This is a genomic window from Pseudomonas sp. GL-R-26, assembly GCF_019947365.1.
Lineage (GTDB): Bacteria > Pseudomonadota > Gammaproteobacteria > Pseudomonadales > Pseudomonadaceae > Aquipseudomonas.
Genome location: NZ_JAGYGI010000006.1, coordinates 1 through 24524, shown reverse-complemented (window position 1 = coordinate 24524; position 24524 = coordinate 1). Strand labels below are relative to the sequence as shown.

Below are 24524 nucleotides of genomic sequence, written 5' to 3'. Positions count from 1 at the left end.
AGGCCAACGTCCGATGAGACTAGAAACTGTAGGAGCGAGCTTGCTCGCGATGGACGTCAACGATAATGCGTAAAACCTGATGCCCTGCGGTGTCCTGACGTTTTTCGCGAGCAAGCTCGCTCCTGCAGGGGCGTAGTCCTGTCGGACGATGTTGGCGACTCGGCCCCTCGGAATAATCCCGCTACAACAACAGGCCGGGAGGACACCTTATGGGCGCTTCAGCGCAAGGGCACTTCGTTACGCTGCCGGATGGTTTGCAGCTGCACTACAAAGACATCGGCGGGCAAGACACCGGCAACGGCGAGCCGGTGATTTTCATCCATGGCAGCGGGCCAGGCGCCAGCGGTCACAGCAACTTCAAGCAGAGCTACCCGGTGTTCGCCGAGGCCGGTTACCGGGTGATCGTCCCGGATCTGCCGGGCTACGGCGCTTCGGACAAGCCCGACACCCTCTACACCCTGGACTTCTTTGTCGCAGCGTTGAGCGGTTTGCTCGATGCCCTCGACATCCAGCGTTGTGTGCTGGTCGGCAACTCCCTGGGCGGCGCGATCGCGATCAAACTGGCCCTCGACCAACCGCAGCGTGTCAGCCGTCTGGTGCTGATGGCGCCCGGTGGCCTGATGGAAAAGGAACAGTATTACCTGCAGATGGAAGGCATCCAGAAAATGGGCGCGGCCTTCGCCAAAGGTGAACTGAACGACGCAGCGGGCATGCGTCGCCTGCTGGCCCTGCAACTGTTCGATGAAAGCCTGATCAGCGATGAAACGGTCAACGAGCGCGTGGCCGTGGTGCAACAGCAGCCGGTGTGCGTGCTGTCGACCATGCAGGTGCCGAACATGACGTCGCGCCTGGGCGAGTTGCAGTGCCCAATCCTCGGTTTCTGGGGCATGAACGACAAGTTCTGCCCGTCCTCCGGTGCCCAGACCATGCTTGAAAACTGCTCCGGCATCCGTTTCGTGATGCTCAGCGAGTGCGGGCATTGGGTCCAGGTCGAACACCGTGACTTTTTCAACCGCCAGTGCCTGGCGTTTCTTCAGGAGGCCCGCGGATGAGCGTGCAATTGCGCCGTGAGTTCGGCGAAGAGCTTTATCAGGCGCTGCTCAGCGGCTCCACCCTGGCGCCGCTGACCGAGCGCTGGCCGTCGATCAGCATCGAAGACGCCTATCACATTTCCCTGTACGCCATTGAGCGTCGGGTGGCGGCCGGTGACCAGATCGTCGGCAAGAAAATCGGCGTGACCTCGGCGGCGGTGCAGCAGATGCTCAACGTGCATCAGCCGGATTTCGGCTTCATCACGCGGCAGATGTCGTTCGATGACGATGCGCAAATTTCCCTGTCCGCCAACAAACTGATCCAGCCCCGTGCCGAAGGCGAGATCGCCTTCAAGCTCAAGCATGATCTGGTCGGCCCCGGTATCACTGAAGCCGACGTGCTGGCCGCCACTGAGTACGTGATGCCGTGCTTCGAGATCGTTGACTCGCGGATTCACGACTGGCGCATTCGCATCCAGGACACCGTCGCTGACAACGCCTCCTGCGGTGTGTTCGTGCTGGGCGACAGCCAGGTCGACCCGCGCGAGCTGGACCTGCCGAACTTGCGCATGCGTGTGTTCAAGAATGGCGAGCCCTTGAGCGAAGGCCTGGGTTCGGCGGTGCAGGGCAATCCGCTGACCGCCGTGGCCTGGCTGGCCAACACCCTGGGCGCCTTCGGCATTCCGTTCAAGGCCGGGGAAATCATTCTGTCCGGCTCGCTGGTGCCGCTGGAACCGGCTCGTGCCGGCGACCGTTTTGAACTGACCATTGATGGCCTGGGCAGTGCCCGGGTGTCTTTCTGCGCCTGACTTTTGGAGTTTTAACCTAATGAGCAAAAAACTCAGAGCGGCCATTATCGGCCCGGGCAACATCGGCACCGATCTGCTGATGAAAATGTGCCGATCGGAATGGATCGAGCCGGTGTGGATGGTGGGTGTCGACCCTGAATCCGAAGGACTGAAACGTGCTCGGGAAATGGGCATCAAAACCACCGCCGGTGGTGTCGACGGCTTGCTGCCCCACGTGCTCGACGATGACATTCGCATCGCCTTCGATGCCACCTCGGCCTACGTGCATGCGGAAAACAGCCGCAAGCTCAACGAGCTGGGGGTGATCATGATCGACCTCACGCCAGCGGCCATCGGCCCGTTCTGCGTGCCGCCGGTCAACCTCAAGGAGCACGCGTCGAGCCTGGCGATGAACGTCAACATGGTCACCTGCGGTGGCCAGGCGACCATCCCGATGGTGGCGGCGGTTTCGCGGGTGCAACCGGTGAGCTACGGCGAAATCGTCGCCACGGTGTCCTCCGGTTCGGTTGGTCCGGGCACACGGCAGAACATCGACGAGTTCACCCGCACCACCGCCGGTGCGGTGGAGAAGATCGGCGGCGCCCGACGCGGCAAGGCGATCATCGTGATCAACCCGGCCGAGCCGCCGTTGATGATGCGCGACACCATCCACTGCCTGACCGATGACGAGCCGAACCAGGATGCGATCCGCACCTCGGTGCTGGAGATGGTCCGCGAAGTTCAGCGCTATGTGCCGGGCTACAAGTTGATCAACGGGCCGGTGTTCGACGGGCGCAAGGTGTCGATTTTCATCGAGGTCGAAGGCCTCGGCGATTTCCTGCCCAAGTCCGCCGGCAACCTCGACATCATGACTGCCGCCGGTTTGCGCACAGCCGAGATGTTCGCCGAAGAAGCCCACAAGGGCACCCTGCAACTGCCTGCCCGTTGAGTGGAGAATCCCGATGAATTTGCAAGGTAAGAGCGTCCGTCTGCATGACATGAGCCTGCGCGACGGCATGCACGCCAAACAGCACCAGATCAGCATTGAACAAATGGTTTCGGTGGCCACCGGCCTCGATGCGGCCGGTGTGCCGCTGATCGAAATCACCCACGGCGATGGCCTGGGCGGCGCTTCCCTGAACTACGGCTTCCCGGCCCACAGTGACGAGGAGTATTTCTCCGCGGTGATCCCGCAGATGAAACAGGCCAAGGTCTCGGCCCTGTTGTTGCCGGGGATCGGTACCCTCGATCACCTGAAAATGGCCCATGAACACGGCGTGTCGACCATTCGTGTGGCGACCCACTGCACCGAAGCGGACGTGTCCGGCCAGCACATCGGCATGTCGGCGAAGATGGGCCTGGACACCGTCGGCTTCCTGATGATGGCGCACATGGTCAGCCCGGAGAAGCTGCTGGAGCAGGCGCGTCTGATGGAAAGCTACGGCGCCAATTGCATCTACTGCACCGACTCGGCCGGCTACATGCTGTCCGATGAAGTGACGCAAAAGATCGGGGCCCTGCGTGCCGGCCTGAACGCCGGGACCGAAGTCGGTTTCCACGGCCACCACAACATGGGTATGGCCATCGCCAACTCCCTGGCCGCCATCGAGGCCGGTGCTGCGCGCATCGACGGCTCGGTTGCGGGTCTTGGTGCGGGGGCGGGCAATACGCCGCTGGAAGTGTTTGTCGCGGTGCTGGAGCGCATGGGCGTCAACAGCGGTGTTGACCTGTACAAGATCATGGACGTGGCCGAAGACCTGGTGGTGCCGATGATGGACCAGCCGATCCGCCTCGACCGCGATGCACTGACCCTCGGTTACGCCGGGGTCTACAGCTCGTTCCTGCTGTTCGCCAAACGTGCCGAGCAGAAGTACGGCATCGCTGCTCGCGAGCTGCTGGTGGAGCTGGGCCGACGCGGAACCGTGGGTGGCCAGGAGGACATGATCGAAGACCTGGCGCTGACCCTGTCGCGGGCCAGGGGTGTACTGCCTACCTGATTATTGCGGCCATAAAAAAACCACCGATCCGGTGGTTTTTTTATGGCCGGTGGAAACTGTGCTCAAGGCAGCAGGTTGCGCACCACGGGCGGATAGCAATTGATCGCCGTGCTCGAACAGCTGAAGTAGGCGGTGGTCGGTCGGTAGGCTTCGTTCTTGAACAGCTGGCACAGACTGGTGGAAGCACCCGCACAGAGGATGATGAACAGAGCACAAGTAGTTTTGCGCATGATGAGTCTCGACACGGTTTTATTGTTGTAGAGACAGGTTATGGCGGCGGTTCGCGACTGACTTCGTCCGAATGGACTAGCTGATGACATTCCATTGTTCTGTGATCAATTGTGGCGAGTCATTCGAGACTGGCATCAGTCGCGGCGGGCGAGGGCGCCCATGGCCATGAACAGCGCCGCAATCGCCCGGGCTTCATGCAGTTCACCACGGGCCACCAGTTCGGGGATCTGTGCCAGAGGCACGCGCAGGCATTCCAGGGGTTCGGGTTCGTCGCCTTGCAGTTGGCAGGGGCTCAGCTCTTCGGCCAGCACCACTCGGTAGCGATGGCACAAGTGCCCGGGTGCCAGTGTCAGCTCGCCCAGCTCGGTGAGGCGTGCTGCGCGCATTCCGACTTCTTCGCTCAGTTCGCGCTGCGCCGCCTGCAAATAGTCTTCATCGGGCTCGGCGCCGCCCTTGGGCAGGCCGAGAATGGTTTTTTCCACACCGACCGCGTATTCGCGCACCAGCAGCACATGCGCAGGATCAGGCATCGCCACCAGCATCACCGAGCGATAACCGGTGCCGCGCAGGCGTTCGTAGACCCGCTGTTGGCCGTTGCTGAATTGCAGGTGCAGGGCTTCGATCTGAAAGTGGCCGCTTTGCGCCAGCAGTTCAGTCTTGAGGATGGTTGGGCAGTTGCGCATGGGGCAGTCCCCTCTTTGGGATAAAGACACTGTGCGCTGTACAACGGGAGCCGCCATCGTCCGAGCGGACGAGGGCGGCACTGAGGGTTAACCGAGGGTCGCCACGCTGCGCAGGATCAGGCGCACGAGCATGGTCTGGCGGGTCACGCCGGTCTTGGAGAAGGTCGAGCGCAGGTGTGCCCGCGAGGTGTTGCGGCTGATCCCCAGCTCTTCCGACGCTTCGTCGAGGGTCAAGCCGTTGGCCAGCAGCATCGCCAGCTGGGTTTCCGCCGGGGTGAAGTCGAACAGTGCGCGGACGATTTCCTGCGGTGCGGTGGACTGTTGCTCCGGATCGCTGATGAAAATCACCACGGTCGGGCACTGTTTGCCTTCGCTCCAGTCGGTCAATGGCACCGAGCGCACGATGATCCCCAGGTCCGCTTTGCCGGACGGCCGCTGCACGCGCAGGGCTTCGACCACCGACGGGTTGCTGCTCTTTTGCGACAGCAGCGACTGTTTGACCAGGCGTCGGAACTCTTGGGTGTCCCGGGCCGTACCGACCTGCAGGCCATCGTTGACCAGTTTGATGCCGTCCTTTTCCTGGATCAGCCGGTCGGCGACCTGGTTGGTCTGCAGGACCTTGCCGGACTCGTCGAGGATGATCGTGCCGACCGCCATCTGGTTCACCGCGCCGGCGTACAGATTGCGTTCGGCTTCGATGCGGTTGAGTTGCATGTGGATCTTGATCGAACGTTCCAGGTGCGCAATGAAATGCGTGAGCATGGCCTTTTCTTCATTGCCGAAAGGCTTGTCGTCACGTCCGCGACTGATACGAATGCGGCACTGGGCGCCGTCGACGGTGTTGATGTCGGCACCGAGGATGTGGAACACGTCCACAGGTTCAAGGAAGTTCTTGTAGAACTCGGAATTCTGCCAGTCGTCGTTGGAGACGAACTCGGCGAGGGTCACGACCTGGCGGTTGGGCAGGTCGACGAACGGGTCAAGGCTGAAAAAGTGTTTGTTGTACGACGCGGTCGCCTCGGTCGAAGTGCCGGTGGTGTTGACCATCAGACCGTCCACGTGGGCGCTGGGCGGACGCAGGATGAAGGTCACGTACTTGCTGTTCAGATGCACATTGAGCTGATTGAGAAAAGTCGCCCAGGGAATGGTTTCCAGCGGACCCTGATAGAGGTTGCCGATCAAATCACTGAACGTATCGAGGCTGAGGCTCTGCTGCATAGGGAAAACCGTTTTTATTATTAGCATTGGCGGTGGCCGAGAATAAGCGCCGGTATCGACTCCTTGCAACGCTTGGGCTCAGGGCCTGACAGGCGGCTGCCGATCAGGCCCGGGGCGGGCGAAAAGCCGCTGGCGTCAGACCCGTTCGCTGGCGCGCACGACAAACTTCTTGTGTTCGGCAACGTCGGCCGACAGCGCTTCCACATCGGTATAGAACTGCTCGTACCAACGACGCAACTGGTAGACCGGACCGTCGCCGTCACACAGCAGCGGGTTATCGACGCGGGTCTTGCTGTGCCAGATGGCCACGTCCTCGTAGAAGGCTGCCTGGGCCTGCGCGACGTAGGCCTTGGCCATCGCCTGGTTCTGCTCTTCGCTGAGCCCCGGGATCTTCTTCACCAGCACGCCGTAGCGCAGGGTGAAGCTGTCCAGATCGATCGGCACGTGGCAGTTGAGCAGGATCGAGTGAATCGGCTGGCCGTTCATGGCGCCGTTCATTTCGGTGATCTGATAGGCCGGGCCGAAGTAGGTGGCTTCGGTGGTCAGCACGCTGTCACCGGACAGGCGTTCACTGCGGGCGCGCATGATCTGGGTGGCCAGATGGCCCTGGAAAATGTTGATGAACTCTTCGACCGGCGCACCGTGCACAGTGCCGAAGTGCGCCATGTCGGCGATGTTGTCGATCAGTTCGCGGCAGTTGGTGCCAATCTGCAGCTCGGCGACTTCCCACGCCGCCCATTTGTCGTTGTAGCAGGCGTCGATGCGCGGAATGCGTTGTTCCGGCAGTGGCGGGTTGCCTTCGGGATCATTCCAGACGAACAGCAGCTGGTTTTCTTCCATGATCGGCCAGCTTTTGATCTTGGCCCGTGGCGGGATGCGCTTGGCATAAGGGATGTCATCGCATACGCCATCGGCGCCCCAGCGCCAGGCGTGGAACGGGCAGCGGATCGAGTTGCCTTCAACGCAACCGGTGCTCAGGTCGGCGCCCATGTGCGGGCAGTAGCCATCAAGAATATGCAGATCGCCGTCTTCACCCTGGAACGCCACCAGACGGGTGCCGAACACCTCCAGGCGATGGGCCTTGCCGTCGCGGTATTGCGCGGCCAGGCCCAGGCAATGCCAGCCGCGGGCGTAGCGGTCTTCCAGCAGTTTGGCTTCGATGCGGTGCAGGGTACTCATCTTATTATTCTCCCAAGGGATCACGGGTTTGGCGCATGTAAGGGATTCTGCCGCCCCTGTAAAAGCGGGCATCGTCTGAATGGACGATGGCCGCTTCAAGTAGGCCCGCTCTACTGGCGCCATTGGACCCATGGCAGGAGTTGGCGATGAGTAATGAACAAGGGCCGGTAGCGGTGATTACCGGGGCCGCCAGTGGTATTGGCCGCGGCCTGGCCGAACACGCGGCGACGCTGGGCATTCGCCTGGTGCTGGCGGATCGGGATGCAGCGGGCCTGCAAGCCCTGTGCGACGAATTGCAGGCCAGCGGTGTGCAAGCGATTGCCTGCGTTACCGATGTCGGTGATGTAACGCAGGTCGAGCGCTTGCGTGACCGGGCTGTGGAGCACTTTGGCGGGGTCGACCTGCTGTTCAACAACGCCGGGGTGATGCAAACCGGCTTCAGCTGGGAAATCACCGAGGCGCAATGGCAGCGCATGCTGGACGTCAACCTCAATGGCGTGATCAACGGCATTCGCACCTTTGTGCCGCTGTTGCTCAGCCAGGGCCGGGCCGCCCATGTGATCAACACGGCGTCCCTTGCCGGGCTGGTCAGCAGCCCGCTGATGGCGCCGTACAACGTGACCAAGCAGGCCGTGGTTGCGCTCTCGGAAACCCTGCATTACGAACTCGCCATGATCGGTGCGCCGGTATCGGTTTCGGTGCTGTGCCCGGGGCCGGTGGCCAGTGAAATCATGGCGTCGAACCAGGTGGTGGACACCGCCGGATCCGACTTCAGCCAACTGCTCGACAGCACCATTCGCCAGGGCATGACCCCGGCGGAACTGGCCGCGCAAGTGTTCGCCGCCGTCGCGCAAAAACGCTTCTGGATCCTGCCCCACAAGGGTTTCAAGCCGGCCCTTGAGCGCCGGGTACAAAGCATCCTGGGCGAGACCAATCCGCAGTTTCAAATGGCCGACGTAGAGGACGATGCCCATGCCGCTCGATAAGCAGATCGCTGGGGTTCTCCAGCAGTTTCGCGACATCCCGGAGCCCGATTTCAGTCAGGTCGATGCCGCTCAGTACCGGCAGTTCTCCGACAATATGCTGCCGGCCATCCCCGGCGAACCGATGAGCGAGGTGCGCGACCTACGGGTGGCCGGCGCGGACGGTGAACTGGACGCACGGCTGTACCGGCCATCGGAAGAACCCGACCTGCCGTTGCTGGTGTTTTTCCATGGCGGCGGCTTTGTCATGGGCAATCTCGATACCCACGACAATCTCTGCCGCTCATTGGCTCGCCAGACCGAAGCGGCGGTGGTGTCGGTCGCGTACCGACTGGCCCCGGAAAACCCGTTCCCGGCGGCACCCCTCGATTGTTATGCGGCGACCTGCTGGCTGGTCGAGCACGCGGCTGAACTGCGCGTCGATGGCAGTCGGCTGGCTGTGGCCGGGGACAGCGCCGGAGGCAATCTGGCGCTGGCGGTCAGTCAGTTGGCGGTACAGCGCGGGGGGCCGAAGATCAGTTATCAGTGCCTGTTTTACCCGGTCACCGATGCGGGTTGCGACAGTCAGTCCTTCGAAGACTTCGCCGAGAGCTATCTGCTTTCCGCCGGGATGATGCGCTGGTTCTGGCAGCAGTACCTGCAAGATGTCGGGCAGGCGGATGATCCTTTGGCCTCGCCATTGCGCGCCGAGAGCCTGGCAGGCTTGCCGCCGACCACATTGTTCACCGCCGGGTTCGATCCGCTGCGGGACGAGGGCGAGGCATTGGCCGAGTACCTGCGCGAAGCCGGTGTGGCGGTGCGCGTGCAGCGTTACGAAGGCATGATTCACGGCTTTATCAGCATGGCGCCGTTTGTTGAAGCAGCAGCACAAGCGTTGACAGAAGCTTGCGCCGATTTGCGCGGGGCACTCAAATGAGCGGCCTGGTTTTCAACACGGTGCCGCAACTGATCGAGGCCATCGGCGCCGGTCGGATGGTGGTGATCACCGACGACGAGCACAACGGCGAAGGCTCGCTACTGATGGCCGCCGAACAGGCCGGGGCCGAGGCTGTCACCTTCATGGCAGTGCAGGCACGCGGGCTGATTTGCCTGGCCCTGACCGAGCAGCGCTGCCGCGCGCTGGGCCTGGACCTGATGGTGCCCAACTCCCGGGCGCAACATGGCGTGGGTTTTACCCGCTCGATCGAAGCCGCCACCGGGGTGTCCACCGGCATCTCGGCGGCGGACCGGGCGCGGTCGATCCAGGTGGCGGTCGACCCGGCCAGCGTTCCGACGGACCTGGTGCAACCGGGGCATATCTTCCCGGTGCAGGCCTTGCCCGGTGGCGTGATGCAGCGGGCCGGCCATGTCGAGGCCGCTTGCGACCTGACACGACTGGCGGGGCTGCAACCGGCGGCAACCCTGGTGGGCATTCTCAACGAGGACGGTGAACTGGCCCGTGGTGCCGAGCTGCATGAATTCGCCCAGCGCCATGGCTTGCGGATCGGCACCATTGCCGACCTGATTCACTACCGCATCCTGCATGAAGGCACGATCGAGCGCGGCGGCGAATATCCGTTGCAAACCCGTCACGGCGAGTTCCAGGTGACCACCTATCAGGACACCTACCAGGGCTCGTTGCACCTGGCGCTGGTCAAGGGCCGGATCGACAGCACGCAACCGGCGCTGGTGCGGGTGCAAAGCATCGAGACGTTGCGTGACGTACTGGGCTGTGAAAGCGAAGGCGGGCCGCAACAGTGGACCCTGGAACGTTCGCTGGCCAGTATCGCGGCGGCCGGTAGCGGTGTGCTGGTGCTGCTGGCGCAAAAGGAATCGGCCGAGGGCGTGCTCGAACAACTGCGTCAGCGCAGTGGAGGCAAACACCGGGCGCCACAGTTTCCGCAACGGACTTTGGGCATCGGCGCGCAGATCCTGCGGGACCAGAACGTGCGCAAAATGCGCCTGATGAGTTCGCCGGTGCCGTACACCGCCGTTTCCGGGTTTGACCTGGAAGTGACGGAATTCGTGCCGTTTCAACCGTGACTTGAATTGACATACACCTGTGGCGAGGGAGCTTGCTCCCGTTCGGCTGCGCAGCAGTCGTAAAAATCTTACGGCCGCTTCGCGCCCGAGCGGGAGCAAGCTCCCTCGCCACATGTTTGTATTTTCCACAGGTTCCGTGTTGGCTTAAGGCTTGATCCCGCGCAACATCTTCTTCGCCTGATCCTGCACCGCCTGCGGCGCGGTCATGTTGCCGTCGATCACGGTGATCACCGCGTGGCCTTGCCACAGTTGATAGGCATCGGCCTTTTGCTGGGCTTCGGTCGGTGTCGACGGCGGGGCCAGGTTGACGTGGACCACGCCATCGGCGCCGCGCTGTGAGGTGAAGTTCACGCGGTCCCAGTTGCCGATAGGCGCAAAGCTCACGCCTTTGACTTCATCGGGTTTCAGGGGCGGGTAGTTGAGGTTCAGGCCGCTGGCACCCGGCAGGCCGAGCACGTTCAAATCACACTGATGTTTGTTCCTGGCGCAGGCCTGTCTGGCTTCTGTACCGGCCAGGCTCGCCTGTTCGATGACCTTCACGGCAAAGCGCGCCGTGTCGTCCATGGCGCCGAGGGTCTTGCGGTAGCCGGCCTGCTGGTCGCGGATGATCAGGTCCATGTCGATGGCCGTGGACACCGCCACCGCCGGAATCCCCTTGAACATGGCGCGCACGGCGGCGTTGAGGGTGCCGGACATCTGCGTCAGCGGGCCGACGTTTTCACCGAAGTTGCTGCCGGACACCACCAGGTCTGGCGGCGAATCCTTGAGGATCACATCGAGGCCGACATTGACCGCATCCACAGGCGTGCCAATGGCGGAGGTCTTGCCGGCAGGTGGGCTGTAGCCCTCTGGCGGCCCGACGCAAAACCGGCCCGGCGCCAGTTCGGTCACCGCCAGGGCCTGGCCGGGTACGACCACGCTGGCGGCGCTGATGCCGCTGCTGTCGTTCAACGGGCCGACCAGGGTGACCTTGTGCCCGGCAGTGGTCAGGGCGCGGTACATCGCATCGATGCCGGGTGCGCGGCAGCCATCGTCGTTGGTCAGCAGGATGTTCAGGGCGTTGGCTTGCATCGACAGGCCAACGCTGGCCATGGCGATGATGCCGGTGAGGAGTTTGTTCATGGGGAGTCTTCCGTGGGAGGCGCGGATTTTACAAAGCACAACGCCCCGACCGAATGATTCGGTCGGGGCGCGGTGAGTTTAGCGGGTGCCGAGTTTGCGCAGGTTGCCAGGGGTGAATTCGTCTTCGGTGAAGGCGGTGGCATTGAGCTTGGCCGGTTTCTGATCGATCAGCATGCGGTCAACCAGGTAGGAGCCGGCGATCAGGTCGTGGTAGATCCCGAGGCGAGCGTGGTAGCGCTGTATCTCGTAGGCATAGATCGAGGTCTGCATGTTGGTGCGCCACAACTGGCCACGGCTGTCGTAGTTGTCGGCCATGGTCGCGGACCAGGTGTCCTCGTCGAGGTACAGCACGCGCTTGGCGTACACGTGGCGGGCACCTTCCTTGAGGTTGGCCTGCAACACCCAGACGCGGTGTTTCTCGTAGCGCATGTACTGCGGATCGACGTGACCGGTGGTGGCCAGGATCTGGTCGGAGGTCACGCTCGGGTCGTCGATCTTGTAGTTGTGGTACGGAATGTAGATCTCTTTTTTACCGACGATGGTCCAGTTGTAGCGGTCTGGCGCACCGTTGAACAAACGGTCTTCGTCGTACACACGAAAACCTCCCGCACCGGTCGGCGAGTCGTAGCCCACGGTCGGCGCGCGACGTACCCGGCGTTGGCCCGGGCTGTACTGCCAGGCCTGGCGCGGAGAGGCGGTCGGGTTGATGAATTCGTGACCGACCACGATCTCGCCTTTCTTGCGCACCGGTTCCAGGGTGGTGATCAGGAAGTTGGTGAGCACGCCGTCAGCGGTCTCCAGGGTCTTGTCCGGGCTCGACCAGATCGAGAAGATCTTGTAGTTGACCTCTTCGAGTACCTTTTCCTTGTTGGAGTAGATCACCGCCTGGCCGTAGTTGGCTTCTTCGGTGTTGGCACGCCCCTGCAAGGTGTGGTTGAACATCAACTCGCTGCCGTTCTTCGGGATCGGGAACGGCGAGGCACCCCAGGCGTTTTTCGTGTCGTTGTTGTCATTGTCGAGTTCGGCAGTGACGGCGTTTTTCTTGATCAGGTCTTCCAGCTTCTGATCAAGGCGGAAGTCGCGATGGCTTGGGTACACCGGGATCTTGAAGGTGTCAGGGTAACGCTTGAGCAGCGCTTTCTGGCCATCGGTCAGGTTGTCGGCGTACTTGTCCATGTTCTTCGAATCGATCACGAACAACGGTTTTTCCGCCGCGTACGGATCCGGGTACGGCGTGCCGGGACCGGCGTATTTGAGACCCGGTGGCAGGCCGCGCCATTTGCCGGACCAGGCCGGGATGCTGCCGTCGGCGTTGCCGGCTTTTTCGGCGCCCATCGGGGTCAGGTCCTGGCCAAGGCGGTTGGCTTCTTCGGGGCTGACCTTGGCGTAGGCCAGGCCACTGCCGAGCAGGCCGACGGTCAGCGCCGTGCTCAATATGGTTTGGGTGAATCTGGACATGCTGTGCTCCTCCGACAGGGGAATCAGAACCGGTACTTGAAGTTGAGCGCGACGTTGTCGCGGTCGGCCAACGGGCTGTTGTTGGCATTGCCGAGGTAGGCGTTGTAGCGGGCCTCGACGGTGAAGTTGCCCAGGTAGCGCCACGAACTGCCGATGCTGGCGCGGTTATCGTTCTGGCCGGCGTTGATCGAGCCGACCATTGAGCTGTCGCCGTGAGCGGCGGCGCTGAAAGTGACAGGCACCGACATGTCCCATCCGCTGAACACGTCGTTGTAGTCAAAGTTCGCCTGCACCGTGTAGCCCCAGGCATCGCGGTCATAGACCAGGCTGTCGGTTCCCGGCAGCGCGAAGCCCGGCGCCAGGGTCACCGGTTGCGACTTGTCGTTGCTGACCACGGTGTTGTAGACCACCTCGCCAGTCAGACTGGTGTTGTCGGCGAAGGCGGTCGGGCCGAGCACATAGATCATCGACGTCTGCGCTTGTACGGTCTTGCCACGCACGGGGCTGGAGAAGCCGTTGTTGACCATCACCGGCGTGCCGTCGCGGTAGCTGACTTCACCAGCCCAACTGACGTCGCCCAGCACGGTGGCGAAGCTCGCGCCGAACAGGTCGATGTTGTCGAAGTAGCGCACCTGGTAGCGGCCCAGGTTCGTCGCGAAATCCAGCGACGGCGTCTTGTCGTGATAGCGCGAGTAGAAGAGGCCGAACTCGGTGTTGTTCAGCGACTCGGCGGCGTAGGTGAAGGCGACACCGTACTGGCCGCTGTCGCTCGGTTTGTCGTCCTTCAGACGGGTGACGAAACCGGAGGCGTCGTTGAAGCCGCCCTCATCGATGAAGTCGGTGGTGGAGAAGTAGCTACCCACGCCGAACAGCTCGGTCTTTTCCCACTTGTATTGGTAGTAGGCCTGGATGCCCAGGCTTTCGGTCAGGGCGAACTGGGTGAACAGCTGACCGACCGGCAGCAGGATTTCCTTGACCTCGACGCCCGGGGTGGTCGCCTTGGTTGCGTCCACCGGGCTCTGGGCCGCGGAAATACCCGGATAGAACAGGCTCTCACCCCAGCTCACCACCTGGTTGCCCAGGCGCGCGTTGAAGGCGTGGCCGCCCACGTCCCAGGTGCCATAGGCATAGTAATCGAGCATGCGCAGTTCATTGCGGTGCTGGTCGATGGTGTCCTGGGAGAAGCGGTCAGGCTGACTGCAATGGCCGCCGGCGAAGCAGTTGGAAGTGCCGGTGGTGTTGTCGTTGTCCTGATCGTAGACGTTGTCGTAGAAGCCCGTCGCCCGGACAAACACGCCGTAGTCGTCTTGCCACTTGATGTTGGCTTCGGTGAGAAAACCGCTGCGGTTGTTGATCAGGCTGCCTTTGTCGAACGCGTTGTCGCCGTCGTTGCCGTTGGCATTGGCGGTCAGTTTGTGATCGCGAGACTCGGTCCGCCAGGCGAGGCTGTACGTCAGTGTGGTGTCCCAGTCGATGCTCAAGTCTTCGCTTGGCTGAAAGCTCATGGCGTTAACGTGAGCGCTAAGTCCGCCAGCCAGCATCAATAGAACAAGCTGTGTGCGAGGGTGCTGTGTTGGTGGGGCGATTATTGTTTTTATCATGTCGTCCTCATGGCCCAGGTCAGACCTGCCCGACCTGCATTTCAGGGGGGTGATTGGTGCTGTGGGCGACTATGGAGTCACGACTTGCGCGCAACATCGTCCAAGCGGACTAAGCGATTTGTACAGGGCGGCAGCCGTCCTGGCCTTAGTCTTATCGGACGATGAACACCCGGCGCGCGCGGCGAACAATCCCGAGACCGACTGCACCGGGCGAAGATCCGGCGGTGGCGGTTTCTGCCTGATGGGCGCTGAACAAGGGTGATCGCATGAACGCTGCCGGGATCAAATGGGACGAGTGCTGTGATGTGTTGGTGATTGGCTCGGGAGCCGGGGGCATGACCGCTGCGCTGCGCGCCCACGACCTGGGCCTGAATGCGCTGTTGATCGAAAAGAGCGGCGAGTACGGCGGCACCTCGGCAGTGTCCGGCGGCGGCATCTGGATCCCCAACAACCACCGGATCAATGCGATAGGCGGCAGTGATTCTGCGGCCGAAGCGATTGCCTACATCCGCGCCGTGACCCATGGCGAGATCGACGACGGGCGCATCGAAGCCTATGTCGAGCACGGCCGGGAGATGGTCGAGTACCTGGAACAACACACCCGCGTGCGCTTCGAAGCGCAACCGCGCTACGCCGATTACTATCCGGAGGTCGAGGGTGGAAAACCGGGCTATCGCTCGATGGATCCACAACCGTTCGATGCCGCTGAACTCGGTGAAGAATTTTTGCGCATGCGCGCTCCGTCCCCCGGCACCCTGATGATGGGGCGCATGGCGATGACCATGAAAGAGGCGCAGGTGCTGCTGTGCCGTGGCCCCGGCTGGTTGCGCCTGACCTTGCGGGTGATGTGGCGCTACTGGCGTGATCGCGAGGGGCGGCGCTTGTCCCGTCGCGACCGTTTCCTGACCCTGGGCAATGCCTTGATCGGTGCCTTGCGCTGTTCGTTGCAGGATCGCGGCAAGTCGCTGTGGCTCAACTGTGCGCTCGAAGAGCTGCTGCTGGTCGGCGACCGGGTCGGCGGGGCGCGGGTCAATCGCAACGGTCAGTTGCTCAACGTCAAGGCGCGCTACGGGGTGATCATCGCCGCCGGTGGTTTCGAGCGTAACCAGGCGATGCGCGAGCAGTACCTGCCGCAGCCGTCCCGGGCCAACTGGAGCGCCACGCCGCCCAACAATACCGGCGACGGCATCCGCGCCGGCCAGGCCCTTGGCGCGCGGACCGCGCTGATGGAGCACAGCTGGTGGGCGCCGACCACCTACGTCAAGGGCGAAGAAAAACAGCGCGCGCTGTTCGTTGAACGCACCCTGCCGGGGTGTGTGATGGTCAACGCGGCGGGGGAGCGTTTCGTCAACGAGGCCGCGCCCTATACCGATATCGTTTACGCGATGTACGCCAACAACCGCGAAGGCGCCGCGAGCGTGCCGTGCTGGATGGTGTTCGACGCCGAGTTCCGCCGCAAATACCCTTGCGGCGCCTTGCTGCCGGGTTATGCCCAGCGCGATTGGCAATTGCCCGAGCACCTGCGCGACTACTTCCACAAGGCGTCGAGCCTGGAAGAACTGGCGACGAAAATCGGCGTCGACGCCGACGGGCTGGTGCGCACCGTGCAGCGCTTCAACGGCATGGCCGTGCAGGGTGTCGACGAGGATTTCCACAAGGGTGAATCGCTGTTCGATCGCTACTACGGCGACCCGAACGTGCAACCCAATCCGTGCCTGGCGCCGTTGCTCAAGGGGCCGTTCTACGCCGTGCGCATCGACGCTGGCGACATCGGCACCAAGGGTGGCCTGCTGACCGACGTGCACGCCCGCGTGCTGCATGAAGACGGCGAACCGATCAACGGCCTGTACGCCATCGGCAACAGCGCGGCCTCGATGATGGGCCGCACCTATCCGGGCGCCGGTTCGACCATCGGCCCGGCCATGACCTTCGGTTACCTGGCCGCCAATCACATCAAGCGCCAGAGCGAAACCGCTTCGGCGAAAACCTTGTTCGGGAGTGTCGAATGAACAACCAGCATCCACAGTTCGCCGTAGTGACCGGCGCCAGTCGCGGAGTCGGGCAGGGTATTGCCCTGGCCCTCGGGGCGGCGGGCATGACGGTGTATGTCACCGGTCGCGCCCCGACGCAGGGCGGATCGAATTTGTACGGGCATGCCTTGCGCGGCTCGCTGGAGGACACCGCCGCCGCGATCACCGCTGCCGGTGGGCGTGGTATCGCGGTGGTTTGTGATCACGCCGATGACGCGCAGGTTCAGGCGCTGTTTGCCCGAGTAGAAGCAGAGTGCGGGCATCTGGATCTGCTGGTGAACAACGCTGCGTTCATCCATGACCAGTTGATCGAGCCGGGGCCGTTCTGGGCCAAACCGCTGGACCTGGTGCGCATTCTTGACGTCGGTCTGCGCTCGGCCTACATCGCCAGCTTCTACGCCGCGCCGCTGTTGCTGAAGAGTGCCCAGGGGCTGATTTGCTTCACCTCGTCGTTCGGTGCCGGCTGCTACATGCATGGCCCGGCGTACGGCGCGCAAAAGGCCGGCGTCGACAAGCTGGCGGCGGACATGGCGATCGATTTCGAAGGGCAGGGCGTGGCGGCGTTGTCGCTGTGGCTTGGCCCGCAACTGACCGAACGCACGAAGATTGCCGGTGAGCAGCATGGCGAGCAGTACCAGGCGTTTCTCGCCCACGCCGAAACCCCGCAATTCAACGGGCGGGTGATCCATGCCTTGCTCAATGATCCGCAGTTGATGGCGTTGTCCGGGCAGACCCTGATCACCGCCGAAATCGCCCCAGGCTACGGCATCAGCGAAGCCGAAGGTCGCCAGCCACCATCCCACCGCGCCATGCTCGGCGACCCGCGCCAGCAGCATCCGGCGCGGGTGGTCTGACTCGTCGGTAAAACTCAAAACCTGTGGGAGCGAGCTTGCTCGCGATTGGGCCAGATCAGACAACAGTGATGTTGAATGTTCTACCGCTATCGCGAGCAGGCTCACTCCTACAGTTGAACTGTGTCGGGCGGGAAATTTTTGTGCACCCCCGAACCCTGTAGGAGCGAGCCTGCTCGCGATGGTCTATCAGTTGCATTGATGTCGACTGACACACCATCGCGAGCAGGCTCGCTCCTACAGGGATTGCGTTTAGTCGGCGGGCTGCAATGCCCACTCGCGCAACACATTCTTCGTCACTTTCCCCGCTGCATTGATCGGCATCTTCTGCAGCACCTGCACCCGGCGCGGAACCTTGTAGTTGGCCATCTGCTCACGGCACCAGGCGAGGAACCGTGCCTGTTCGATTTCCATCCCCGGCGCGGGCAGCAGGAACGCCATCGCCACCTCACCCATGCGCTCATCGGGAATCCCGATCACCGCTGCCTGGGCCACACCCGGATAGGTCAGCAGACACTGTTCGATCTCCGCCGGGTACACATTGAAGCCGCCAGTGATGAACATGTCCTTGAGGCGGTCGGTGATGCGCAGGTAACCCTGTTCGTCGAGCATGCCGATGTCGCCGGTATGCAGCCAGCCATCGGCGTCGAGAATCTCCTCGCTGGCTTCGGGGTTGTTGAGATAACCCTGCATCAGGTTGTAGCCACGAATCTGCACTTCACCGGGAATGTTCGCTGGCTGGCTGCGGCCGTTGTTGCCGACACAGCGTACTTCTACCCCCGGCATCGCCCGGCCACTGGTGTTGGCGACCAGTTCCGCGGAGTCGCCGGCGCGGCAGATCGTGGCGAAACCGCAGACTTCCGTCAGGCCATACGCGGTGACGATGGTGGCGAAGCCGAGTTCGTCGCGCATGCGGTGGATCATCTCCACCGGGATCGCCGCCGCCCCGGTCACCGCCACACGCAGGGAACTCAGGTCGAAGTCACTGCGTTGCGGATGGGCCAGCAGTGACTGATACAACGTGGGTGGCCCCGGTAACACGGTGATGCGTTCCCGTTGCACGCATTCGAGCACGGCCTGCACATCGAACACTTGCTGGGGCAGGAGGGTGCAGCCACGCATCAAGGCGGCCAGCCAACCGGCCTTGTAGCCGAAAGAGTGGAAGAACGGATTGACGATCAGGTAGCGATCGCTTTCGCGCAAGCCGACGATATCGCTCCAGTCCCGAACGATTCGCAGGTTCTGGCCGTGGCTGGTCATCACGCCTTTGGGCTTGCCGGTGGTGCCCGAGGTGAACAGCACGTCGGAGAGGGCCTGCGGAGTTACGCTTTGTTCGCGGGTGCGCAAGGCCAGGTGCGGCACGTCGACGCCCAGGTCCATAAACCGTTCCCAGGCCAGGGTGCCCGAATTGGCGCCACGCACGCTGACGATGTGACGCAGCTCAGGCAGGTCTTCCGACGCCAGCATGCCGGGGTAGTCCGTGCCGAGGAATTCGCCGATGGCAAACAGTACGCAGGTGCCGCTTTCGCGCAGGATGTAGCCGGCCTCGCTGCCCTTCATCCGGGTATTGAGCGGTACCAGAGCGGCGCCGACACTTTGCAGGGCGCCGGCGGCAACGATCCATTCCCACACGTTGGGCGCCCAGATTGCCACGCGGTCCCCGACCTGTACGTCGAGGGCCAGCAGTGCGCGGGCAGCCTGGCGACGCAGTTGGTCCAGTTGTCGATAGCTGATGACGTGGCCCGCGTCCTCGATGGCCGGGCGGTCGCCGTAGGCCTGGGCAGCGTTGGCGAACAGTTGAGCGATGGTCAGTGCGGTGGCGACAGGCGGCATGGGGCCTCCCCGGTTAGAAGACAAGTACGAAAAAGGGAGTAGGCCGGGCAGGGCGCCCGGCCGGATTGCGAATTACTGGGCGGGCGGGGCGAAACGGCGACCGGCGGAGAAACCACCGTCCACGGCGATCATCTGGCCGCTGACAAAGGACGCTTCGTCCGAGGCCAGGAACAGCGCGACGTTGGCCACTTCTTCCGGTTGCCCGGAGCGGCTGAGCATGTGCTGCGAGGCGAAAAACGCGTGGAACGCGTCATTGTCACGGACCATGCTGGTCATCGGCGTTTCGATCAGGCCCGGGCACAGGCCGTTGACGCGAACGTTAGCGTAGCCGTAGTCGATGGCCATCGAGCGGGTCAGCTGATTGATGCCGCCCTTGGACACGTTGTACGCCACGTTGCCGTCGCAGCCTTGCAGGCCGAAGATCGAACCGACGTTGATGATCGAGCCTCCGCGTTGCGACACCATCGATTCCAGCGCGTATTTGCTGGTGAGCATGCTGCCGGTCAGGTTGATGTCCATCACCCGTTGCCAGTTGGCGGTGGTGGTCTGGGTCACGCTGCCCTGGTCGGCGACACCGGCGGCATTGACCAGTACATCGATGCGCCCGAAGCGGCTGATGACTTCTTGCATGACCTGCTGCACCTGCGCTTCGTCGCGCACGTCCAGGGTCATGAACAGGCCGGGAAAGTCTGCCGGTGCACTGCCGATGTCGAGCCCGACCACTTGCGCACCTTCGGCAGCGAAACGGCGCACACAGGCCAGACCGATACCCGAAGCGCCGCCGGTGACCACCGCGACCTTATTCTGCAAACGAGCCATAACTGCACCTCTTTTATTGTTGTGGGCTAATGCTGGGGCCGAGTCTAACCGCAGACCGGGCCCGAGTGATCGTCCGTTGAGACTAAGGCGACAAAGCCCCTCAGTCCGGCAAAGTCGTTCAGTCATAACTCACCTGTGGCGAGGGAGCTTGCTCCCGCTCGGCTGCGAAGCAGTCGTCGCTTTCAGGTTTTTTGGGGCCGCTCGCGGCCCAACGGGAGCAAGCTCCCTCGCCACAGGTGCAGTGTTTGTCCTTGAGTGAACTTCAGTCAGGGAATTTCAGGCGTACTTTCGCCCCCGTCGGTCGGCTCTGGCAGGCCAGCGTCCAACCGTCGGCGAGTTCCTTGGGCGTCAGCACATCGTTGCGCGCCAACTGAACCTCTCCTTCCTTGACCACGCACATGCAGGCCCCGCAGAAACCTTCTTCACAGGACGAAGGCACGTCGAGGCCGGCGGCCTTGCAACTTTGCAGCAGGGTGTCGCCGGGCTGGCAGGCGATTTCGTGTTGTTCGCCATCGAGCTCGACGATCATCGCTTCGCACTGCGACCCCATCGCTGCCTCGCGGGCGTGGGCTTCTTCGGCCAACAGTTCGTCGGGGTCCGGTGGCGAGACGAAACGTTCGACATGGATCCGCTCGGCCGCTTCGCCCAGTGCCAGCAGGGTGCGCTCCACGGTGTCCATGAACGGTCCCGGCCCGCAGATGAAGTAGTCGCCGCCGGCCGATCCGCGCAGCAGATGACGGACCTGATGGTCCGTCAGGAAACCCTGCACCGAATCGAGGACGTGCACCACGTGCAGTTGATCAGGATGCGCCTTGATCAACTGGCACAGCTCGTCCTTGAAAATCACCGAGGCTTCATCGCGGTTGGCGTAGATCAACTTGATCGGCCGCCGACTGCTGTGCAGCACCGACTTGAGAATGGAAAACACCGGGGTGATGCCCGAACCGCCCCCGAACAGGACCAGGGGCTTTTCGGTGTCCGCCTGCGGGTCCAGGCAGAAAAGTCCGGCCGGTGGCAGTACTTCCAGCCAGTCGCCGACCTGCACTTCGTTCATCCAGTTCGACACTCGGCCGCCATCGACCCGTTTCACCGTGACCTTGGGCAGCGCATCCGCGAGGGGTGAGCTGGCCATGGAGTAGCAGCGGGTCAACAGTTTGCCGGCCAAGGGCACGCGAAAACTCAGGAACTGGCCCGGTTTGTAGCGAAAGCGCTCACGCAGGGTTGGCGGTACGTCCAGCACCAGCGAGCGCGCATCGGCGGTCTCGTCGATCACCGCGCACACTTGCAATGAGACGCTTCCCGTCGTGTGTTCGGCCGGGGTCAGGTTCTGTTGTTGCGTGCCCATGTTCACCTCGACCTCAGAGCCCGCTGATCAGCTGGGCGTTGTCGACGCGGATCTCGGCACCGTTGACGAATCGCGACTCGTCGGTGGCGAGGAACAGCACCACGTTGGCAATGTCCCGTGGCGCGGCCATGCGGTTCATCGGGTCCTGGTCCAGCGCTTCCTGCGGGATTGGCTGACCACCGGCCAGGGCCTGGGTCATCGGCGTGTTCACGCCATCGGGGTGCACGCTGTTGCAGCGGATGCGGTAACCCTGCTGCTTGCAGTGCAGGGCAATGGAGCGGGTCATCGCCGCCACTGCGCCTTTGGACGCCGAGTAGGCGCAGAACATCGGCATCGCGCCCAGCGCGGCCACCGACGACATGTTGATGATCGAACCGCCACCGGTTTCCTTCATGGCCTGGATCGCATACTTGCAGCCGAGGAAGTAGCCTTCGCCGTTGATCTTCTGCACCTTCTGCCACAGCTCCAGGGTGGTGTCTTCGATGCTGCCCAGCGCCAGGATCGCGGCGTTGTTGACCAGCACGTCGAGACGGCCGAAGTGTTCGACGGTGGTCTTGACCACGTGTTGCCAGTCGCTTTCGTTGGCGATGTCATGGCGGATGAACAGCGCGTTGGCGCCGATTTCTGCAGCTACCTGGCGACCGGCCTCTTCATTGAGGTCGGTCAGTACCACTTTGGCACCTTCACGGGCCAGCAGCAGGGCGTCTTCGCGACCGATGCCGCTGGCGGCGCCGGTGATGATGCAGACTTTGCCTTCTACACGTTGCATTGTTGTTCTCCTGATCGTGCGGTTTGAAGTGCGAATTGGTCGGCCACGTGGGCGGCAGCCCGGCGACCGGAGTAAATGCAATCGGCCAGGGACAGGCCGGAGACATACAGGTTGGAGGCGACCCCGACCGCATTGCGGCCGGCGCTGTAGAGACCGTTTATTGGCTGGCCGGCGTGGTCCAGCACACGCCCGCTGTCCTCGCAGACCTTCAGCCCGCCCAGGGTGATGACCGGGCAGGGGAAGAGTTTGCTGTCGAAAGACAGGTCGAGGGCGTACCACGGACCCTGGTCGAGGTTGGCGAGCATCGCGGCGGACTTGCCGAACTCGTCGGCGACCTCACCCCGTGCCGCACGGGAATAGCGTTCGACACTCTGGCGCAGCAGTTCGGGCGGCAGATTGCAGCGCTTGGCCAAGCCGGCCAGGCTGGTGCTGCGTTTGGCGTTGAATACCAGATTGAGCAGTACCGGCAGGCGCTGGAAATTCCACACCTTGCCGGGACCGACCTGACTGAGTGCTTCTCGAACCAGCGCCCGATTGAGAATCAGAATGGCGCGACCATCCTGTTCTTCGACCATGGCGTGGCCGAGGGTTGCGCCGTAGATTTCTTCGTTGGCATAACGTTGTCCGCGGGCATTGACGATCAGCCCGCGCGCCCAGGCCAGTGGCGGATTGATGAAACGCCAGGCGCTGACCTTGTCCATCCGCGCCACGCTGCCACCGACGCTCTGGCCCAGGGCGATGCCGCTGCCATTGCACCCGGTGGCGCCCAGCGGCAGACCGGCCAGGTACTGCGGCGCGTACTGGCGCACCAGCTCGCGATTGAAGATAAAACCACCGCTGCTCAGCAACACCGCCTGTTCGGCGCGAATCAATTGCCGAATGGCGCTGGTCTGTTCGATGCGGCGCTGACGGGCGCGCAAGCGATCGGCCAACGCCGGAGCGTACATATGAATGGCAGCGGCCCAGCGTGACAGACGCGCATGTTGTTTGGCAGCGCGGCTACCCGACGGCAACTGCCAGGCTTCGACGCCAATGACCTTGTCGTCGAGGTCGAGCACCAGTCGCCGCACTTCGCACTGGCTGCGCAGGCGTGCGCCATGACGCAAGGCGCTGGCCTTGAGCGGGGCGAACAGACTGGCGCCGGACATGCCCGGACCTTTGGTGCGATGACCGCGGGGCGCCGGTTTGGCGCTGGCGGCATAGGCCGGCACGGCTTCGTTGCCGGAGTAATAGAGGTAGTACTGGTCACTCGGGTACGAGGTTTTGTGCGGTGGCACGCTGGCCTCGAAGGCCGCGCCTTGTCGCTCCAGCCAGGCCAGTTGCTCGCGGCTGTCGTCGCAGAAATTGCGCAATGTCTCGTGGCTGACGGCTTCGCCGACTTCCTGACGCAGGTAATTGAACATGGCTTCGCTGCTGTCTTCATAGCCAGCCTGACGCTGATACGGCGTACCACCGCCGGCATACACCACGCCACCGCTGAGCGCCGTGGCGCCGCCGCCTTCGAAGCGATCCAGTGCGAGCACCGACAGGCCGCGAGTGCTGGCTTCGATGGCGGCACAGGCGCCGGCACCGCCAAACCCGATGATCAGCAAATCGCAGCGGTCATCCCATGGCAACTGGTCGGCGCTGTTCACTCGCAACGCCGTCAACCGGTTCAGGCTGTCCATGTTCGGGCCTCAGCCAGCAGCAGCGAGAGAAGGTGCGGGTTTGGCGGTGGTGGTGTAGCTGCCGTCGAGGTAGACCAGCGGGGTGATGGCGTCGGTGGTGTGAATCTGCAGGATGCGCCCGATGAACACGGTGTGGGTGCCGTAGCTGAAGTGGCCGTCCTGGCGGCAGAGGATCGCCGACTGCGCGTCACCCAGGTAAGGAATGCCGCCGGGGCTGGTCAGCCAGTTGCCCCGGTCGAAGCGTGCTTCGCCCTTGATCGCGCCGCTGCACAGGTTGGCGAGGTCTTGTTGTTCGACGCCGAGGATGTTGACGCAGAAGTCGGCGCCGGTCGCCAGTGCGGCGTGGGGCGAGGCGGTCTTGTTCACGCAGATCAGCAGCGATGGCGGCTCGGTGCTCAGCGAGTCGACGGCCGTGGCGGCCATGGCGAAGCGTTCGGAGCCGTTGCTGGTGCTGATAATGGTGACTGACTTGGCCAGGCGGCGCATGGCCTGGAGCATGTCGGCTTTGAGATTGACGTCGTTCATCGCACTGGGCCTTTTTGTTGGTTGGGGAGTGCGATGGATTCTTGCTCTGACGTCCAGTCGTCACATCGTCCGAGGGGACTAGGCCTTGGCGGCTTCTGGGCCGACCAGGCTGGTGGTTTGGGTTGAGTACATATCCATTTCTGCGGTAATGGCGGCTTACGGTTCCGCTCTTACAGCGGGTCACTTTTGGCAAACGCCCCAAAAGTAACCAAAAGGTCTCGCCCCTTACGTACGGCCCCTCGCTAAGGCTCGGCGTTCCTTCGCTGCGGTATTCATCCGGGGGCATTGCCCTCCGGTCGGCTTCGCTTCGACCTACATGCAATGAGTTCGACTGCGTCGAACGGCGCTGCGCGCCAATCCCCGGATGAACAC

General features: G+C 62.9%; 22 protein-coding genes. 9 read left to right on the top strand and 13 right to left on the bottom strand.

Features of this window, described 5'->3' with window-relative positions; genetic code table 11:
• The first annotated feature begins 209 nt into the window (after positions 1–209).
• Genes KGA96_RS08375 through dmpG form a run of 4 tightly spaced genes read left to right on the top strand, consistent with a single transcriptional unit; the run spans position 210 to position 3816 of the window.
• Entirely contained in the window at positions 210–1052 is an 843-nt protein-coding gene (locus KGA96_RS08375) for an alpha/beta fold hydrolase (RefSeq protein WP_223512345.1), read from the top strand.
• Entirely contained in the window at positions 1049–1840 is a 792-nt protein-coding gene (locus KGA96_RS08370) for a fumarylacetoacetate hydrolase family protein (protein ID WP_046042761.1), read from the top strand. Before KGA96_RS08375 ends, KGA96_RS08370 begins: the two co-directional genes overlap by 4 nt.
• 19 nt (positions 1841–1859) lie before the next feature.
• Complete coding sequence (locus KGA96_RS08365) at positions 1860–2768, top strand: acetaldehyde dehydrogenase (acetylating) (RefSeq protein WP_046042760.1); 909 nt, start codon at positions 1860–1862, stop codon at positions 2766–2768.
• A 13-nt stretch (positions 2769–2781) separates the two neighbouring features.
• Entirely contained in the window at positions 2782–3816 is a 1035-nt protein-coding gene (dmpG, locus tag KGA96_RS08360) for a 4-hydroxy-2-oxovalerate aldolase (RefSeq protein ID WP_223512342.1), read from the top strand.
• 62 nt (positions 3817–3878) lie between these two features.
• Here dmpG and KGA96_RS08355 read toward each other — a convergent pair whose 3' ends face one another.
• The 4 genes from KGA96_RS08355 to KGA96_RS08340 form a co-directional block, all read right to left on the bottom strand.
• A complete protein-coding gene (locus KGA96_RS08355; protein ID WP_185754840.1) occupies positions 3879–4046 on the bottom strand; it encodes a hypothetical protein in 168 nt (55 codons plus the stop codon).
• A 135-nt stretch (positions 4047–4181) separates the two neighbouring features.
• Entirely contained in the window at positions 4182–4730 is a 549-nt protein-coding gene (nudE, locus tag KGA96_RS08350; RefSeq protein ID WP_046042758.1) for an ADP compounds hydrolase NudE, read from the bottom strand.
• Positions 4731–4817: 87 nt separating this feature from the next.
• Positions 4818–5948 carry a helix-turn-helix transcriptional regulator gene (locus tag KGA96_RS08345; protein WP_008048786.1) on the bottom strand — a complete coding sequence of 377 codons (1131 nt, stop codon included), beginning with the start codon at positions 5946–5948 and terminating at the stop codon, positions 4818–4820.
• Positions 5949–6083: 135 nt separating this feature from the next.
• Positions 6084–7127, bottom strand: a complete 1044-nt coding sequence (locus tag KGA96_RS08340) for a Rieske 2Fe-2S domain-containing protein (RefSeq protein ID WP_046042756.1) — start codon at positions 7125–7127, stop codon at positions 6084–6086.
• 146 nt (positions 7128–7273) lie between these two features.
• Here KGA96_RS08340 and KGA96_RS08335 point away from each other — a divergent pair, with 146 nt between their 5' ends.
• The 3 genes from KGA96_RS08335 to KGA96_RS08325 are packed head-to-tail and all read left to right on the top strand — an operon-like array spanning position 7274 to position 10132.
• Positions 7274–8113, top strand: coding sequence for an SDR family NAD(P)-dependent oxidoreductase (locus tag KGA96_RS08335; RefSeq protein WP_046042755.1), 840 nt, complete (start codon positions 7274–7276; stop codon positions 8111–8113).
• Positions 8100–9026: an alpha/beta hydrolase gene (locus tag KGA96_RS08330; RefSeq protein ID WP_223465894.1), complete on the top strand. Its 927-nt coding sequence runs from the start codon at positions 8100–8102 to the stop codon at positions 9024–9026. The genes KGA96_RS08335 and KGA96_RS08330 overlap by 14 nt, the downstream gene beginning before the upstream one ends.
• A complete protein-coding gene (locus tag KGA96_RS08325) occupies positions 9023–10132 on the top strand; it encodes a 3,4-dihydroxy-2-butanone-4-phosphate synthase (RefSeq protein ID WP_223457146.1) in 1110 nt (369 codons plus the stop codon). The genes KGA96_RS08330 and KGA96_RS08325 overlap by 4 nt, the downstream gene beginning before the upstream one ends.
• Before the next feature lie 144 nt (positions 10133–10276).
• On the opposite strand, the gene surE is transcribed toward KGA96_RS08325, so the two are convergent.
• The 3 genes from surE to KGA96_RS08310 form a co-directional block, all read right to left on the bottom strand.
• Positions 10277–11254, bottom strand: coding sequence for a 5'/3'-nucleotidase SurE (surE, locus tag KGA96_RS08320; RefSeq protein WP_046042751.1), 978 nt, complete (start codon positions 11252–11254; stop codon positions 10277–10279).
• A gap of 78 nt (positions 11255–11332) precedes the next feature.
• Positions 11333–12712: a DUF1329 domain-containing protein gene (locus KGA96_RS08315; protein ID WP_223465896.1), complete on the bottom strand. Its 1380-nt coding sequence runs from the start codon at positions 12710–12712 to the stop codon at positions 11333–11335.
• Between the two features lie 23 nt (positions 12713–12735).
• A complete protein-coding gene (locus tag KGA96_RS08310; RefSeq protein ID WP_311132823.1) occupies positions 12736–14253 on the bottom strand; it encodes a DUF1302 domain-containing protein in 1518 nt (505 codons plus the stop codon).
• 326 nt (positions 14254–14579) lie between these two features.
• Between KGA96_RS08310 and KGA96_RS08305 the strand changes: the two genes are divergently transcribed.
• Both KGA96_RS08305 and KGA96_RS08300 read left to right on the top strand, forming a co-directional pair.
• Complete coding sequence (locus KGA96_RS08305) at positions 14580–16322, top strand: FAD-binding protein (RefSeq protein ID WP_046042748.1); 1743 nt, start codon at positions 14580–14582, stop codon at positions 16320–16322.
• Complete coding sequence (locus tag KGA96_RS08300) at positions 16319–17197, top strand: SDR family NAD(P)-dependent oxidoreductase (RefSeq protein ID WP_223465899.1); 879 nt, start codon at positions 16319–16321, stop codon at positions 17195–17197. The genes KGA96_RS08305 and KGA96_RS08300 overlap by 4 nt, the downstream gene beginning before the upstream one ends.
• A gap of 249 nt (positions 17198–17446) precedes the next feature.
• On the opposite strand, the gene KGA96_RS08295 is transcribed toward KGA96_RS08300, so the two are convergent.
• The 6 genes from KGA96_RS08295 to KGA96_RS08270 all read right to left on the bottom strand — a co-directional run bounded on the left by KGA96_RS08295 (position 17447) and on the right by KGA96_RS08270 (position 24152).
• The gene (locus KGA96_RS08295) at positions 17447–19027 is read right to left on the bottom strand and encodes a FadD3 family acyl-CoA ligase (protein WP_046042746.1); all 1581 of its coding nucleotides are present in this window, start codon (positions 19025–19027) and stop codon (positions 17447–17449) included.
• Between the two features lie 72 nt (positions 19028–19099).
• Positions 19100–19846 carry an SDR family NAD(P)-dependent oxidoreductase gene (locus tag KGA96_RS08290; protein ID WP_046042745.1) on the bottom strand — a complete coding sequence of 249 codons (747 nt, stop codon included), beginning with the start codon at positions 19844–19846 and terminating at the stop codon, positions 19100–19102.
• A gap of 262 nt (positions 19847–20108) precedes the next feature.
• Entirely contained in the window at positions 20109–21191 is a 1083-nt protein-coding gene (locus tag KGA96_RS08285; protein WP_223512338.1) for a ferredoxin--NADP reductase, read from the bottom strand.
• Between the two features lie 13 nt (positions 21192–21204).
• Entirely contained in the window at positions 21205–21960 is a 756-nt protein-coding gene (locus KGA96_RS08280) for a glucose 1-dehydrogenase (RefSeq protein ID WP_046042743.1), read from the bottom strand.
• Positions 21948–23627, bottom strand: coding sequence for an FAD-binding protein (locus KGA96_RS08275; protein WP_046042742.1), 1680 nt, complete (start codon positions 23625–23627; stop codon positions 21948–21950). Before KGA96_RS08275 ends, KGA96_RS08280 begins: the two co-directional genes overlap by 13 nt.
• A gap of 9 nt (positions 23628–23636) precedes the next feature.
• Positions 23637–24152 carry a flavin reductase family protein gene (locus KGA96_RS08270; RefSeq protein WP_046042741.1) on the bottom strand — a complete coding sequence of 172 codons (516 nt, stop codon included), beginning with the start codon at positions 24150–24152 and terminating at the stop codon, positions 23637–23639.
• Between the last annotated feature and the right edge of the window lie 372 nt (positions 24153–24524).